Annotated in this window: 16 protein-coding genes; 5 read left to right on the plus strand and 11 right to left on the minus strand. The window is 70.7% G+C overall.

Annotation, left to right across the window (positions count from 1 at the left end; translation table 11 throughout):
* Positions 1–251 precede the first annotated feature (251 nt).
* A complete protein-coding gene (gene cls, locus ISP17_RS09625; RefSeq protein WP_404632490.1) occupies positions 252–1,631 on the plus strand; it encodes a cardiolipin synthase in 1,380 nt (459 codons plus the stop codon).
* A 10-nt stretch (positions 1,632–1,641) separates the two neighbouring features.
* Here cls and ISP17_RS09630 read toward each other — a convergent pair whose 3' ends face one another.
* The 6 genes from ISP17_RS09630 to ISP17_RS09655 all read right to left on the minus strand — a co-directional run bounded on the left by ISP17_RS09630 (position 1,642) and on the right by ISP17_RS09655 (position 5,068).
* Positions 1,642–2,034 (minus strand): hypothetical protein, encoded by a 393-nt coding sequence (locus tag ISP17_RS09630; RefSeq protein ID WP_404632492.1) that lies wholly within the window; start codon positions 2,032–2,034, stop codon positions 1,642–1,644.
* A 48-nt stretch (positions 2,035–2,082) separates the two neighbouring features.
* A complete protein-coding gene (locus tag ISP17_RS09635) occupies positions 2,083–2,271 on the minus strand; it encodes a CPXCG motif-containing cysteine-rich protein (protein ID WP_404632494.1) in 189 nt (62 codons plus the stop codon).
* A 101-nt stretch (positions 2,272–2,372) separates the two neighbouring features.
* Positions 2,373–2,858: a putative toxin-antitoxin system toxin component, PIN family gene (locus ISP17_RS09640; RefSeq protein ID WP_404632496.1), complete on the minus strand. Its 486-nt coding sequence runs from the start codon at positions 2,856–2,858 to the stop codon at positions 2,373–2,375.
* Positions 2,859–2,943: 85 nt separating this feature from the next.
* Positions 2,944–3,399 carry a PA2169 family four-helix-bundle protein gene (locus ISP17_RS09645; RefSeq protein WP_404632498.1) on the minus strand — a complete coding sequence of 152 codons (456 nt, stop codon included), beginning with the start codon at positions 3,397–3,399 and terminating at the stop codon, positions 2,944–2,946.
* Between the two features lie 170 nt (positions 3,400–3,569).
* Complete coding sequence (locus ISP17_RS09650; RefSeq protein ID WP_404632500.1) at positions 3,570–4,289, minus strand: HAD family hydrolase; 720 nt, start codon at positions 4,287–4,289, stop codon at positions 3,570–3,572.
* Positions 4,286–5,068: an N-acetylmuramoyl-L-alanine amidase gene (locus ISP17_RS09655; RefSeq protein WP_404632502.1), complete on the minus strand. Its 783-nt coding sequence runs from the start codon at positions 5,066–5,068 to the stop codon at positions 4,286–4,288. Before ISP17_RS09655 ends, ISP17_RS09650 begins: the two co-directional genes overlap by 4 nt.
* A gap of 98 nt (positions 5,069–5,166) precedes the next feature.
* Between ISP17_RS09655 and pncA the strand changes: the two genes are divergently transcribed.
* Together pncA and ISP17_RS09665 are read left to right on the plus strand one after the other, a co-directional pair.
* On the plus strand, positions 5,167–5,817 hold the full coding sequence (pncA, locus tag ISP17_RS09660; RefSeq protein WP_404632504.1) for a bifunctional nicotinamidase/pyrazinamidase: 651 nt from the start codon (positions 5,167–5,169) through the stop codon (positions 5,815–5,817).
* A gap of 32 nt (positions 5,818–5,849) precedes the next feature.
* Positions 5,850–6,725, plus strand: coding sequence for an endonuclease/exonuclease/phosphatase family protein (locus tag ISP17_RS09665; RefSeq protein ID WP_404632506.1), 876 nt, complete (start codon positions 5,850–5,852; stop codon positions 6,723–6,725).
* A 155-nt stretch (positions 6,726–6,880) separates the two neighbouring features.
* Here the strand turns inward: ISP17_RS09665 and ISP17_RS09670 are convergent, their stop codons facing one another.
* Positions 6,881–7,255, minus strand: a complete 375-nt coding sequence (locus tag ISP17_RS09670; RefSeq protein WP_404632508.1) for a YciI family protein — start codon at positions 7,253–7,255, stop codon at positions 6,881–6,883.
* 172 nt (positions 7,256–7,427) lie between these two features.
* On the opposite strand from ISP17_RS09670, the gene ISP17_RS09675 reads away from it, so the two are divergent.
* Complete coding sequence (locus ISP17_RS09675; protein WP_404632510.1) at positions 7,428–8,192, plus strand: EAL domain-containing protein; 765 nt, start codon at positions 7,428–7,430, stop codon at positions 8,190–8,192.
* 46 nt (positions 8,193–8,238) lie between these two features.
* On the opposite strand, the gene ISP17_RS09680 is transcribed toward ISP17_RS09675, so the two are convergent.
* Together ISP17_RS09680 and ISP17_RS09685 are read right to left on the minus strand one after the other, a co-directional pair.
* Positions 8,239–9,624 carry a cytochrome C gene (locus ISP17_RS09680; RefSeq protein WP_404632512.1) on the minus strand — a complete coding sequence of 462 codons (1,386 nt, stop codon included), beginning with the start codon at positions 9,622–9,624 and terminating at the stop codon, positions 8,239–8,241.
* A gap of 166 nt (positions 9,625–9,790) precedes the next feature.
* Positions 9,791–11,134, minus strand: coding sequence for a Xaa-Pro dipeptidase (locus ISP17_RS09685; RefSeq protein WP_404632514.1), 1,344 nt, complete (start codon positions 11,132–11,134; stop codon positions 9,791–9,793).
* Positions 11,135–11,410: 276 nt separating this feature from the next.
* Here ISP17_RS09685 and ISP17_RS09690 point away from each other — a divergent pair, with 276 nt between their 5' ends.
* On the plus strand, positions 11,411–11,698 hold the full coding sequence (locus ISP17_RS09690) for a hypothetical protein (protein WP_404632516.1): 288 nt from the start codon (positions 11,411–11,413) through the stop codon (positions 11,696–11,698).
* A 1-nt stretch (position 11,699) separates the two neighbouring features.
* Here the strand turns inward: ISP17_RS09690 and ISP17_RS09695 are convergent, their stop codons facing one another.
* The gene (locus ISP17_RS09695; RefSeq protein WP_404632518.1) at positions 11,700–12,791 is read right to left on the minus strand and encodes an ArsO family NAD(P)H-dependent flavin-containing monooxygenase; all 1,092 of its coding nucleotides are present in this window, start codon (positions 12,789–12,791) and stop codon (positions 11,700–11,702) included.
* Positions 12,792–12,796: 5 nt separating this feature from the next.
* Positions 12,797–13,306, minus strand: a complete 510-nt coding sequence (locus ISP17_RS09700; RefSeq protein ID WP_404632520.1) for a DUF6630 family protein — start codon at positions 13,304–13,306, stop codon at positions 12,797–12,799.
* Between the last annotated feature and the right edge of the window lie 27 nt (positions 13,307–13,333).

Raw genomic sequence — 13,333 nt, forward strand, 5'->3', positions numbered from 1 at the left:
AAGGCAGGCAAGGGGGGACGCCATCTGATGGAGTCCCAGGACAACCGCGAGCGTAGCGAAACGCACCGCCGCCCAGAATGCCGACCATGGTCCGCCCTTGCCGCACGCCGGGCGGATTGGCCACACTCGACGCACGGCCTCATCGCGCGACGGTCACCGCCGCGCGCCGACCTCGCCACCGTGGAGGCTTCGATGCAAGCGACCTGGCCCCACCCGCGCATGCGCCGTCATGCACCGCGCCGTCACCCGCGATGCTGACCGACATCCTCGCGCTCACCGCCGTCGCCCTGCACCTGCTGGGCATCACCACCGCCATGCACGCGGTGGTGCACGCGCGCACGCCGCAGGGCGCCATGGCATGGGCGCTGGGCCTGGTGCTGCTGCCCTACGTCACCCTGGTGCCGTACCTGTATCTGGGATCGAGCCACGTGCACGGTTACGCCTCGCCGCCACGTCGGCGCAGCGCCGGCATCCTCGCCAACCCGGACGCCCACCCGGCCTGCGTACGGCTCGATGCGCTGGCCGCATTGGCCGGCCGCCCGTTCCGCCGCGGCCACGCGCTGCGCCTGCTGGTCGACGGCCAGGCTGCCTTCGACGCGATGTTCGCCGCCATCGCCCGCGCGCAGCGCGACGTGCTGGTGCAGTTTTTCATCATCCACGACGACGTGCTGGGACTGCTCCTGCAGCAGGCACTGCTGGAACGCGCCGCCGCCGGCGTGCGCGTGCACCTGCTGTACGACAACATCGGCAGCCACGATCTGCCGCCGGCCTACGTCGACACGCTGCGCCGCGGCGGCGTGCAGGTGCAGGCGTTTGCCGGGCGGCGCTGGCGCAACCGTTTCCAGCTCAACTTCCGCAACCACCGCAAGCTGGTGGTGGTGGACGACGCCTGCGGCTTCGTCGGTGGCCTCAACGTGGGCGACGAATACCTCGGCGGGCGGCTACCGCTGTCGCCCTGGCGCGACACCCAGCTGGAACTGCGCGGACCGGCCGTGGCCGACCTGCGCCGCGCCTTCGCCGAGGACTGGCACTGGAGCACCGGCACCACGCTGCCGGCCGCCGGCGCCATCGCCGACCAGGGCACGGCCAGCGTGCTGGTGCTCACCACCGGACCGGCCGACGACCAGGAAACCGGCTCGCTGTGCTTCACCGCGCTGATTCACGCGGCGCGGCAGCGGGTGTGGCTGAGCACACCGTATTTCGTGCCCGACAGCGCGGTGCTGTCGGCCCTGCAGCTGGCGGTGCTGCGCGGGGTGGACGTGCGCGTGATGATCCCCTCGCGCGCCGACCACCACGGCGTGTTCCTCGCCTCCACGTTGCACGCGCACGAGGCCCTGCAGCGCGGCATCGGCATGTACCGCTACCAGCCCGGCTTCCTGCACCAGAAGGCCGTGCTGGTGGATGACCACACGGCCGCGATCGGCAGCATGAACCTGGACAGCCGCTCATTCCGGCTCAACTTCGAGATCACCGCGCTGGCGGTGGACGAGGCGTTTGCCGCCGACATGGAAGCGATGCTGCGCGAGGACTTCGCCCGCTGCCGCGCCATCGAGGCGCGCGAGTACGACGACGCGCCCTACCTGCGCCGCGTGGCCATGCACGTGGCGCGGCTGTTCGATCCGATTCTCTAGCGAAATTTCTCTAGCGCGCCGCGCTGCCCCGCGCGCGGCGTCGCGCCAGCCAGTCAATCACGACCCACGCCGCGAAGATGCCCACGCCCACGCCCACCATTTCACAGAACGCGCGCGTGCCCAGGTTGTCCGGATCGTGCACCTCGGCCAGCTTGGCGCGCAGCAGCGCCAGCGACTGCAGCTTGCCGAAGTTGAAATAGAACAGGTTGCCGATGTCGCCGCCGCCGCTCAGCGCCAGCGCCAGCAGGTACGACCAGCCGATCTTCTTCGCCTCGCTCCAGCCGCCGCGGCGGCCGATCGCGTGGAACAGCGCAAACAGCAGCGCACCGGCCACGGCGCTGATCGCCCCGGCCTGCAGGCCGCCGACGAAGCCGTAGCCCATCCACGACTGGTCATACGGCATGGCGCACTCCGCGGCGGACCATCGCGAGGAACGCGATCGACGGCGCGCTCATGCGTCGTCCTGCGAACTGGCGCTCACGCTCATCTCGCCGTCGATGTCCACCTGCACCGACACGGTGATTGGTCGGCAGCACACCGAGCAGTCCTCGATGTAGCGATGCGACTCCTCGGCCGGCTCGACATAGATCTCGATCGGCTCGCCGCAGTAGGGGCAGTCGATCAGCACGGTATCCAGCATGGTGGCGACTCGCGAAATGGGGACTTGCGATTGAAGCACAGTCGTCCACCAGCCCCACGCCCGGATCCCCGCATGCCGGCCGCAAACGGACCGCTGGACGCCTACGCCCCGCCCGGTACCAGCGTGCGGCCGATCAGCGTCGGCGACCATTGTTCCGGCTTCAGGATCAGGAACAGCCCCGCCTTGCGCGTGCGCCGGGCCAGCTTGAGCAGGTCGCGATCCTTGCTGATCAGCCACGGTGCGCCGCTGGCCAGCGCCAGTTCCATGAATTTCTGGTCATCCGGATCGCGGCAGGCGGGCAGCGGCGTGACGCTGGCGGACGGCGGCAGGTCGGCCAGCACCCGCACGGCGGCGTCGAAGCGCTCGCGCAGCCCCGCGCGCTGCTCGGGGCGGATCGGCACGCTGGGATATTCGAGCACCCGCAGCCACTCGCTGCGGCAGGCCGCGTCGGCCACCGCCTGCACCTGCCCGGCCGCCAGCGCCGCGGCGAGCGGCGCGCAGGCCGCATCGCGGAACAGGAACAGGTCCAGGCAGACGTTGGTGTCGAGCACGATGCGCGGGACGCCATCGCGGGCAGCAGCAGACATGACGACATCGCCGGTGGGAAAGCGCGCGCACTGTAGCCCAAACGGCAGCGGCCCCGCCGGGGCGGGGCCGCTGCGTCGCACGCTCTCAGTGCTGGCGGTGCACCGACTGCTTTAGATCGCGCATCTGGTCGTGGCCGGTCTTCACCGACACATAGGCTTGCATGATCACCGAGCGGGTCGGCGGCGAGAGCTCGTCGTCCTTGAGCGCGTGCTCGAACTTCGCCTTGATGTGGTCCTCGCCGCGCTCCACCTCGTCGACCACCGCGGTATCGCCCGAACTGAGCGACTTGCGCAGGTTGACGAACACGCGGTGCGCCCGCGCCAGCACCGAGCCGTCGTCCTCCGGCTCGGCGCCGAGCATGCGCACCTGGCGCTGCAGCTGGCCGGTCACCTGCGAGCGTTCCTGCGCGCGGCTGGCGAAGGTGTCGGCGAAGCGCGTGTTGTCGGCGTCCTTGGCCGCTTCCTGGTAACCGTTGGCGCTATCGATGGTGGTTTCGATGAGGTCGTTGAGCACCTTCACGTCGTGGTCGGTCTTGCTCATGGGGAGTTCCTCGGCAGTGGGTGGGGGCGTCCACACGGCGCCCGGCGAACGGGGGATTCGCTGGTGACCATGCTGCCGATGGCGCCGGGCCCCGGGCGTGAAATGCACGCCTGCATCGCCTTCATCGATGTGACCGCGTGAGCCCTGCGCGCTCACGCTGCTGAACGCGTTCAGCTATCGCGGGCGGTGGCCGCGAGTGCGGCGATCGCCGCCGCGATGCCGGCCGGCGACTCCACCGTGGCGACGTGCGCGTGGCCCGGGTCCAGCCCGTGATCGAGCTCGTGGCCCCAGGTAACGTGGTAGGGCATGTGCACGCCCCATCCGCCCAGGCGCACCACCGGCTCGATATCCGAGCGCAGCGAGTTGCCCACCATCAGGAACTGCGCCGGCGCGATGGCGAACTCCTCCAGCAGCCGCCGGTAGGTGCGTTCATCCTTCTCCGAGACGATCTCGATGCGGCGAAACAGGTCCGACAGACCGGACTGCTCCACCTTCTTCTCCTGGTGGAACAGGTCGCCCTTGGTGATCAGCACCAGCGGAAAATCGCGCGCCACCGCCTCCACCGCGGCGCGGATGCCGGACAGCAGCTCCACCGGATGCTGCAGCACGCCTTTGCCGAGCTCGACCAGGCGATGGATGTCCGCCGCCGAGATGCGCGCGTCGGTGACCGCGATGGCGGTCTCCACCATCGACAGCGTCATGCCCTTGGCGCCGTAGCCGAACAGCGCCAGGTTGCGCCGCTCGGTGGTGAGCATGTCCTCGTGCACGCGGCGGTCGGCGAGGTCGACGTAGCGCCCCACGATGTCGACGAATGCAGCGCTGGCGGCCTGGTAGTAGCCCTCGCTGTGCCAGAGGGTGTCGTCGGCGTCGAAGCCGATCATCGTGATCATGGATGGGCCTTGTCGTCAGGGGGCGCGGCATCGGCCGGGCCGAGCAGCTGCAGCTGCAGGTCGTAGAGGATCGCCGCGTCGCGGGCGTCCAGCGTGTCGGCGCGGTCGCCGCGGTAATGCTCGTGGAAGGCGCGCGCGGTGGCCGCGCGATCGTCCAGCGGGTAGCCGATCAGGCGCAGCGCCAGCCACGGGTCGAAGCCGGCCGGCGGCAGCGGCGGCAATGGCTCGCACGGCCAGCGTCCGAAACCGGCCGCGGCCAGCTCGCTCCACGGAAACGTCGGCCCGGGATCGGACTTGCGCGCGGGCGCGAGGTCGGCGTGTCCGATCACCTGCCGCGGGTCGATGCCCAGGCGCGTGGTGAGGTCGCGCAGCAGCACGACCAGGCTGGCGATCTGCGCCGGCGGATACGGCGCGTCGCCGCGGTGGTCCAGCTCGATGCCGAGGGAGGCCGAATTGACGTCCTCGATGTCGCCCCACTGGCCGGCCCCGGCGTGCCAGGCGCGCACGGCGTCGGGCGCCAGCTGGTAGCGCGTGCCGTCCTCCGCGATCAGGTAGTGCGCGCTCACCGGCGCGGCGGCGTGGCGGTCGCGCAGCGCGTCCAGCGCGCTGGCCAGCGAGGGCGACTCGGTGGCATGCAGCACGATCAGCTGCGCCCGACGCGCGCTCACGTTCGGCGATGGCATCCAGATCGCCAGCGGATTGCGCGCCGGCGCGTGCGCACAGCCGGCCAGCGCGAGCGGGAGCAACAGCAGCAGCGGGAACAGGCGGCGCGCGGACATCGCCGCATTGTCGCAGAGCGCCCGCGCGCGACGCACTTGCCTCGACGCGCCGCGTGGTGAGGAGGCATGATCGAACGCCCTTCCCCGATCCGCCCCGCATGTCCGCCATCGACCTATCCCGCGCCGCCCTGATCGTGATCGACCTGCAGCCGGATTTCATGCCCGGCGGCGCGCTCGCCTGCCACGAGGGCGACGCGATCGTGCCCGGCATCGACGCGCTGCTGCGCGCGCGCCGCTTCGGCCACGTGGTCGCCACGCAGGACTGGCACCCGGCCGGGCACGTCTCCTTCGCCAACTCGCACGCGGGTCGCGCGCCGTTCGAGAGCATCACGCTGTACGAGCAGCCGCAGACGCTGTGGCCGGAGCACTGCGTGCAGCACACGCCGGGCGCCGCGCTGCACGCGGGCGTGGACTGGTCGAGCGTGGACGCGGTGATCCGCAAGGGCAGCGACCCGCGCGTGGATTCGTACAGCGCGTTCCGGGAAAACCACGGCCCGGCCGGCACGCGGCCACCCACCGGGCTGGCCGGCTGGCTGCGCGAGCGCGACGTGGACGAGGTCTACCTGTGCGGTCTGGCGCGCGACGTGTGCGTGCTGTGGAGCGCGCAGGACGCCGCGCGGCTTGGCTTTCGCACCCACGTGCTGTGGGAGCTGTGCCGACCGGTGACGCCGGCCGGCGATGCGCCCACGCGGGCGGCCATGCAACGCGATGGCATCATGCTGGCCGATGCCGCCACCCTGTCCACCTGACCTGCCCATCTGACCTGCCCGGAGCCTTCGCCATGCACCGAACCCTGCGCTGGATGCTTTGCGCGCTGCTGCCCGCAGCCTTCGCCGGCTGCGCCGCGCCGGCAACTCGCGCCGCGCCGCCACCGGACCTGCGCGTGATGACCTTCAACGTGCGCACGCCCTCGGCCGATGGCGTGAACGTGTGGGAGAACCGTCGCGACCTGTTCGTGCGCACCGTGCGCGACGCCGATCCCGACGTGTTCGGCACGCAGGAGCTGCACAAGCGGCAGGGCGACTACGTGGTGGCGAAGCTGCCGCACTACGCCTGGTTCGGCGAAGGCCGCCGCGGCGGCGAGGGCGACGAGCACATGGGCGTGTTCTATCGCACCGACCGGCTGAAGGTGATCACGTCGGGCAACTTCTGGCTGTCCGATACGCCGGATGTACCCGGCAGCATCAGCTGGGGCCATCCGTTCCCGCGCATGGTCACGTGGGCGCTGTTCGAGCGGAAGGTGGACGGTCGCCGCTTCTACTTCTTCAACACCCACCTGCCCTACCGGGACGAGGACGAGCCGGCGCGCAGCAAGGGGGCCCGGGAAATCCTGGCGCGTCTGCAGGCACTGCCCGCCGACGTGCCGATCGTGCTCACCGGCGACTTCAACACCGTGCCGACCAGCGAAGCGCACGCGCTGCTCACCGGCCTGCTCACCGACGCGCGCACCAGCGCACCAGAGCAGGCCGGGCCGGACAACACCTTCCACAACTTCACCGGCACGCCGACCGAGCGCATCGACTGGATTCTCACCCGCGGCTTCACCGCGCTGCGCGCCGACACGATCACCGTGCACGAGGGCGCGGTGTATCCGTCGGACCATTTCCCGGTGCTGGCGGTGCTGCGCTGGAACGCGCCCGCCGCGGACGCGCCGTGACCGCCCGTCCCGGGATCTGAGACGCCACCTCGCCATAGTGCGCGGGCCGCTTCGGATCCCCTCCGACACCGGCTCCGTCCATGGCAGTGGTCGGTTCAAACCCTTGGCCGCGTCGATCGCCTCGATGCGGCCCTTTTTTGTTCACACACCCTCGTTCACCCGCCGACGCGCTGGCGCACCGCGTCCATGTCGCGGATCGGGCGCACCTCGATGCAGCCGGTGCGCGACCACGGAAAGCTCTGCGCCACGCGCACCGCCTCGTCCATGTCGGCCGCCTCGATCAGGTTGAAGCCGGCCAGGTATTCCTTGGTTTCGGCGAACGGACCGTCGAACACCGTGGTCTTGCCGTCGCGCACGCGCACCGAGCGGGCGGTGACCGGATGCTCCAGCTGCTGCGAGGCGATCAGGCAGCCCTCGGCCTTCAGCTCGTCGGCGTGGGTGAGGCAGCCGCGCATCATGTGGTCGAACTGGCCTGCAGGCAGCTCGTCGAGCAGTTGGTCGTCGCTGTAGATCATCACCAGGAATTTCATGCGCCCTCCGTGGGCCGTGGCGGAGGCTGCCGATGCTAGCAGCCTGTCGGACTTTGCTCGGCCGGGCTGCTTGGGCGGCGGCGGCATCGGCCGATACCCTTTGTGGCGCCCGCCCGGCGTCCGTATGCTGCCGGGGCCATTCGCCCTCTCTTTCCACGCGCCTGTCGACCCGATGACTTCCGAATCCCCCGCTCCGCCGCCCTGCAACGCCTGCACCGATCGCGAGGCGCTGCCGTTCGAGTTCACCATGGCGTTCCAGCCGATCGTGGACGTGCGCGAGCGCCGCGTGTTCGCCTACGAGGCGCTGGTACGCGGCACCGACGGCGCGGGCGCGGAAACCATCCTGCGCCAGATCAACGAGGAGAACCGCTACGTGTTCGACCAGTCCTGCCGGGTGAAGGCGGTGGAGCTGGCGGCGCGGCTGGGCATCGGGTGCTACGTGAGCATCAACTTCCTGCCCAATGCGGTGTACCAGGCGGCCACCTGCATCCGCGCCACGCTGGAGGCGGCGCGGCGCTTCAACTTCCCCACCCGCCAGCTGATCTTCGAGATCACCGAGAACGAGGAGCTGGTGGACAAGGAGCACCTGAAAAGCATCATCCGCGAGTACAAGCGGCAGGGTTTCAAGACCGCCATCGACGACTTCGGTGCGGGCTATTCAGGACTGAACCTGCTGGCCGAGTTCCAGCCGGACATCATCAAGCTGGACATGGCGCTGGTACGCGCGGTGGACAGCGACCCGGTGCGCCAGGCGATCGTGCAGGGCATCCTGGGCGTGTGCCGCGCGCTCAACATCGAAGTGATCGCCGAAGGCGTGGAGACCGCGGCGGAATTCGCCCTGCTGCGTGGCATGGGCATCGGCCTGTTCCAGGGCTTTCTGTTTGCGCGGCCGGGCTTCGAGACGCTGCCGCCGGTGGACTGGAGCGCGCTCGGCTGAGCGCAACGCCGCTGCCCGCGCGAACGGGCAGCGGCGCCAGGTGGACTCAGATCGCGAGCCACAGGTAGAGGAACGTCGTGTTGTTGTCGCTGGCGCTGCGGCCGGCGCCGTCCACGTTGTGCACGCGACCGGCGAAGCGAGTGAACCAGGTGTATTGCAGGCCCACGCGCACGTTGGCCCACGGCTGTTCCCACGAGCCGGCGTGGCCGAAGGGATTCCAGTCCGCCTCGAACGTGGCACCGCGGGTGTCCGGCTTGCCGGCGTCACCGTACAGCAGCGGATCGCGACGGCCGTTGTCGGCAAACAGGTCCACCGTGCCGCCCCAGGTATCCTGGTACCAGTAGCTGGCATCCAGGTTGAGAGCGGTCAGCCGGCCGGTGCGGTAGGTCGACGCGCCCGAGGCCCAGGTGGCGTCCAGCTTCTGCCGCTCGTTGACGTACAGGGCGTTGATCGTCACCCGATGGTCGCTGCCGATGGCGCGCTGGTAGCTGGCATCCAGGCCGAGGTCGTCGAAGCGGTCGCTGGGTCCGGGCAGCGCCACCGCCTGGCCCCGCGCGTTTTCGCCAGGCAGCCCGCGCCGCGCGTGCAGGTAGAAGCCGCCCGCGGTGAGGTCGCCGGCCGGCAGGTTCCAGGTGTAGGCGAGCCGGGCATACGGTGCGGTGGACGCGAGGCGGCCGTCGAAGTCGGCGTTCACCTTGCGCAGGAACGACGGCGACAGCGAACGGTAGGCACCCACTTCGCCGTACCAGCGGCCATCGAGCTGCAGGTAGGCGTTGGCGCCGATCACCTGGCCGCCGAGGCCGCCGAACAGCATCGGCATCGCCGGTGCGCCGGGGGCGAGGTCGGCGCCCATGTACGGGAACTGCCAGGCCGGCGCGGTGTTGAACACGTCGGTGACGGTCGGGTTGTTGTTGACCGATACGCCCCAGATCGCGTTGTGCTTGCCGGCGTTGAAGCTGTTGGCATAGCGCACGTCCATGTTGTCCCAGCCGAGCAGGCCGCCGTTCTCCGAGTAGGTGGCCTGCGCGAACACGCCCACGTGCTCGCTCAGCCGGCCGGCGAGGAACACCGAGGCCTGCTGCAGCTCGGTGTTGTTGTTGCGGCTGAAGCCGTCGGCGGGCGGATCGACCTGGGCCTTGGCGGTGTGCGTGAACGACTCCACCAGCATCGCCGACAGCGGCACGTTCGCGCCGCTGCCGGTTTTCATGGTGTAGCCCATCAACTTGAACTGACGACCGAAGGCGGTGAGCTGCGGGCCGAAACCGCCGACGTGGCAGGCCGAACACGGCAACTGCGTCTGGCGTGCGAACGAGGGCACTGCTTCCACGCGTCGCGCGAGCAGCGCCAGGCCCAGCGTCATCAGCGCCAGCAGCGCCGCCCCCAACCCGGCGCGACGGCCGGGCGTCCATCGGAACAACGACGAGACATCCATGGTGTTTTCTCCGGCATCGTGCCGCGCATTGCGGCGACGTTGCGCGGAGCATCCTCGCCATCGGCCGCTGCAGCCTTGACTGCAGTCAAGCGCTGCACACGTTCGCAGCTTCCTGCGACGCGGCACTGCGCATGGCCGGGGAGGCACCGGCCATGCGCATCCCGGCTCAGCGGGCGGTGGCGTCCGTCTTGTCCACGCTGCCGCCCTTCATCACGAAATCGACGTGCTCGAGCGCGCTGACGTCCTTCAGCGGGTCGCCCTTCACCGCGACGAGGTCGGCGTACAGGCCCGGCTTGATCGCGCCCACGCGGTCGCGCCAGCCGAGCAGGTCGGCGGCGTTCCAGGTGGCGGACTGGATCGCCTGCATCGGCGTCATGCCCCACTGCACCATCTTGGCGAACTGCTTGCCGTTCCAGCCATGGGGATACACCCCGGCATCGGTGGCGAAGGCCATCTTTTCGCCGGCCTGCACCGCCTTGCGGAAGTTCTCCCGCTGCACGCGGCCGACCAGCTTTTCCTTGGCGATCTGCGCCGGCGGCGTGCCGAGCTTGGCGTACTCGGCAAGGATGTAGTCGTCGTTGTAAATGTCGAAGTCCAGATAGGTGCCGCGCTGCTTGGCCAGCTTCAGGCCCTCGGCGTCGATGAAGCTGCAGTGCTCGACCGAATCGACGCCCGCGCGGATCGCCATCTTGATCGCCTCGGCGCCGTGCGCGTGCGCCGCCACCTTCTTGCCCCAGCGATGCGCCTCGTCGACGATCGCGTCCATCTCCGCCTGGGTGTACTGCGGCGCGCCCACCGAGGCCTCGTTGCTGAGCACGCCGGCGCTGGCCATGAACTTGATCACGTCGGCGCCGCGCTTGACGTCCTCGCGCACGCGGGCGCGCACGGCGTCCACGCCGTCGGCCACACCGGTGGGACCGCCGAAGGTGATGTCCGGCGAGAAACCGGTGGTGTCGTCGGCATGGCCGCCGGTCGAGCCCAGTGGCACCGTCGCCACCAGCATGCGCGGACCGGGGATCAGTCCGCGGTCGATCGCGTTGCGCAGCGACACGTCGACGTAGCCCGGCGCGCCGACGTTGCGCACGGTGGTGAAGCCGGCATCGAGCGTGCGCTTGGCCAGGGTCGGCGCGATCACCGCGTCGTCGATCACGTCCAGGGTAAGTGCGTCCTGGTAGTAGTTGCCGGTGCCGGTGGTCGGGTCGGAGGTGAGGTGCACGTGCACGTCGATCAGCCCGGGCAGCAGCGTCGCGTCGCCCAGGTCGACCAGCTTCGCGCCGGCTGGCACGGCGGTGCCCTCGTTCACCGCGGTGATCCGCTCGCCCTGCACCAGCACCACCACCGGGCCGCGCTCGCGGCCGGACTCGGTATCGATCCAGTGCGCGGCTTTCACGGCGGTGAGCGCGGGAGCCACGGCGGCCGCGGGCGCGCCCTGGGCGGCGGTGGCACCGGCGAAGGCGAGCAGCACGGCGGCGCACAAGGCGCGGCGGACGGAGGTCGGGCGAACGGTCATCGGCAGATCCTTGGGCAGGGAAAGACCCGGCGACTCTACCGGCGCGCGCAGCGCCGCGCATCGCGACTTTGGGATGCCCTCGCCGACCCGATGCCGCCGGCGCGATCGGCGCAAGGCCGTCCGCCCGGCCCCACCGCGCGCCCGGGCCGTCAGTCCTGCGGACAGCGTGACGGCAGACACCTGTCGCTCGGGGTGGCCGCGGGCACATCGACGCGTCCCGTGGCCGGCAGCGGCGGGGCGCGCGCTACACTGCGCGCCCCACTGCGGAGACCGCCCATGGCCGAGCGCACCATCGATCGTCATCACGTCCGCTCCGGCGCGACGCGCGAAGGCTCGCGCTATACCGCGTGGCTCGCGGTGACGCCGATGGCCGGCGGTTTCCCGTCGTACTTCGCGATCTGCGAAAACCGCAGCTTCCGCGAGCGCGAGGTGGCCGAGACGGCGGCAGCAAAGGCGCTGGCCGACCTCGTCGCGCTGGAGGACGACGGCACGCCGGTGTTCCCCGAGGGCTATACCGGCTTCGACGACGACGCATCGGCATCCGGCGACGCCGGCGAGGCCTGACTCAGGGCGCCAGCGCCGCGGCGATCTCCGCCACCGTGCTGCGCGCGGTGCGGGTGACGCCGATCAGGGTGGCCGAGGCGGCCCCGGTCCATTCGCCGTAGCCCACCAGCCACAGCCGCGGCTGCGCCAAGCTGCGGGTGCCGGCCACCGCCACGCGGTCGTCGGCATCCACCACGCCGAGCCGGCGCAGGTGATCGAGCGCCGGCCGGAAGCCGGTGCACCAGATCACCGCATCGATGCGCTCGCGACGGCCGTCCGGCCACACCACGCCGTCTTCCACGAAGCGCGCGAACGGGCGCACCGCGTGCAGCACGCCGCGCGCGCGGGCGGCCTTCACCGGCGGCACCATCACGATGTCGCCGAGGCCGCCGACCGGCTGCTCGATGGCGCGTCCCTCCTGCTGCGCCTTCCAGCGCTCGGTGGCCCGCGCGAACAGCACGCGGCCGTCCACCTCGTCGGCCAGGAAGGCCGGCGGCGCCGGCGTGACCCAGGTGGAGTCGGCCACCTGCGACAGCTCGGCATGGATCTGCGCGCCCGAATTGCCGCCGCCCACCACCAGCACGCGCCGTCCCGCGAACGGCTGCGGCGAGCGGTAGTGCGCCGAGTGCAGCTGCGTGCCGGCATAGGTCTGCGCGCCGTCGTACGCCGGCACGAACGGATGGCGCCAGGTGCCGGTAGCGCTGACCACGGCACGCGCCGGCCACGCTCGCGCCCCGGCGGTCACCCGCAGACCGTTCGCGACCGCGTGCACGCCATCCACCCACACCGGCCGCTGCACCGGCAGCGCGTAGTGCCGTTCGTAGTCGGCCAGGTAGGTGAGCACGTCGTCGCGCGTCGGGTAGTCGCTGCCGTCGGCGTGGCGCACCGGCGGCATCGGACGGCCGGCGATCGAGCTCCACACCGCCGGCGAGAACAGCCGCAGCGAATCCCAGCCGTGCCGCCATGCGCCGCCGGGGCCGTCCTCGGCATCCAGCAGCACAAAGCGCAGGCCGGTGCGGCGCAGGAAGTAGGCGGTGGCCAGCGCGGCCTGGCCGCCGCCGATCACCACCACGTCGAGGCGTTCGTCGGGCTTCGTCGACTCGGCCGGCGTCATCGCACTCAACCCGCCTCGCTGGCCAGCCGCAGGTTGATGCCCAACGCGGTGGCGATCTCGCGCATCGGCTCGGCATCGCGGCTCAGCGTGATCCAGCCGGCATGGGCGGCCGCAGGGCTCTCGTAGATCCAGGTGGTGTAGCCGTGTTCGAGCAGGCGGTCGCAGGCGGTCGCGAGCAGGTCGGTCGGCTCGCGCTCGTCGAAGAACTCCTCGTCGTCGGGATCGCCGTCCCAGTCGATCGCCAGGTTCCAGCGCGCGGCCAGTTCGTCGAGCGCCTGCACCAGCGTGGGCGCGTCATCGGCACGGAAGCCCGAGGTCCAGTCGATCACCTCGCCCACCGTTTCCACCGGGTCGGCACCGTCACCGGACTCGGCCTGCACGTCGCGCCAGGCGGCGAACTGGCGCAGCGCGGTGTCCTCGTCGCCGGGGTTAATCAGCGCCAGCAGCTGCCACACCTGCGACTCGACCGAATCGTCGGCCTCGTCGGCAAAATCGTCGTCGTCGAAATCGTGCATGGGAGCGGGCCGGAAGCGCAGCAGGGA

Origin of the sequence: Dyella ginsengisoli (assembly GCF_044904665.1) — a bacterium.
GTDB lineage: Bacteria > Pseudomonadota > Gammaproteobacteria > Xanthomonadales > Rhodanobacteraceae > Dyella_A > Dyella_A ginsengisoli.

What these genes read in the sequence shown, in the direction of transcription:
- cls (WP_404632490.1), top strand. Translation starts at nt 252, where the DNA reads ATGCTGACCGACATCCTCGCGCTCACCGCCGTCGCCCTGCACCTGCTG.
- ISP17_RS09630 (WP_404632492.1), bottom strand. Translation starts at nt 2,034, where the DNA reads ATGCCGTATGACCAGTCGTGGATGGGCTACGGCTTCGTCGGCGGCCTG.
- ISP17_RS09635 (WP_404632494.1), bottom strand. Translation starts at nt 2,271, where the DNA reads ATGCTGGATACCGTGCTGATCGACTGCCCCTACTGCGGCGAGCCGATC.
- ISP17_RS09640 (WP_404632496.1), bottom strand. Translation starts at nt 2,858, where the DNA reads ATGTCTGCTGCTGCCCGCGATGGCGTCCCGCGCATCGTGCTCGACACC.
- ISP17_RS09645 (WP_404632498.1), bottom strand. Translation starts at nt 3,399, where the DNA reads ATGAGCAAGACCGACCACGACGTGAAGGTGCTCAACGACCTCATCGAA.
- ISP17_RS09650 (WP_404632500.1), bottom strand. Translation starts at nt 4,289, where the DNA reads ATGATCACGATGATCGGCTTCGACGCCGACGACACCCTCTGGCACAGC.
- ISP17_RS09655 (WP_404632502.1), bottom strand. Translation starts at nt 5,068, where the DNA reads ATGTCCGCGCGCCGCCTGTTCCCGCTGCTGCTGTTGCTCCCGCTCGCG.
- pncA (WP_404632504.1), top strand. Translation starts at nt 5,167, where the DNA reads ATGTCCGCCATCGACCTATCCCGCGCCGCCCTGATCGTGATCGACCTG.
- ISP17_RS09665 (WP_404632506.1), top strand. Translation starts at nt 5,850, where the DNA reads ATGCACCGAACCCTGCGCTGGATGCTTTGCGCGCTGCTGCCCGCAGCC.
- ISP17_RS09670 (WP_404632508.1), bottom strand. Translation starts at nt 7,255, where the DNA reads ATGAAATTCCTGGTGATGATCTACAGCGACGACCAACTGCTCGACGAG.
- ISP17_RS09675 (WP_404632510.1), top strand. Translation starts at nt 7,428, where the DNA reads ATGACTTCCGAATCCCCCGCTCCGCCGCCCTGCAACGCCTGCACCGAT.
- ISP17_RS09680 (WP_404632512.1), bottom strand. Translation starts at nt 9,624, where the DNA reads ATGGATGTCTCGTCGTTGTTCCGATGGACGCCCGGCCGTCGCGCCGGG.
- ISP17_RS09685 (WP_404632514.1), bottom strand. Translation starts at nt 11,134, where the DNA reads ATGACCGTTCGCCCGACCTCCGTCCGCCGCGCCTTGTGCGCCGCCGTG.
- ISP17_RS09690 (WP_404632516.1), top strand. Translation starts at nt 11,411, where the DNA reads ATGGCCGAGCGCACCATCGATCGTCATCACGTCCGCTCCGGCGCGACG.
- ISP17_RS09695 (WP_404632518.1), bottom strand. Translation starts at nt 12,791, where the DNA reads ATGACGCCGGCCGAGTCGACGAAGCCCGACGAACGCCTCGACGTGGTG.
- ISP17_RS09700 (WP_404632520.1), bottom strand. Translation starts at nt 13,306, where the DNA reads ATGCACGATTTCGACGACGACGATTTTGCCGACGAGGCCGACGATTCG.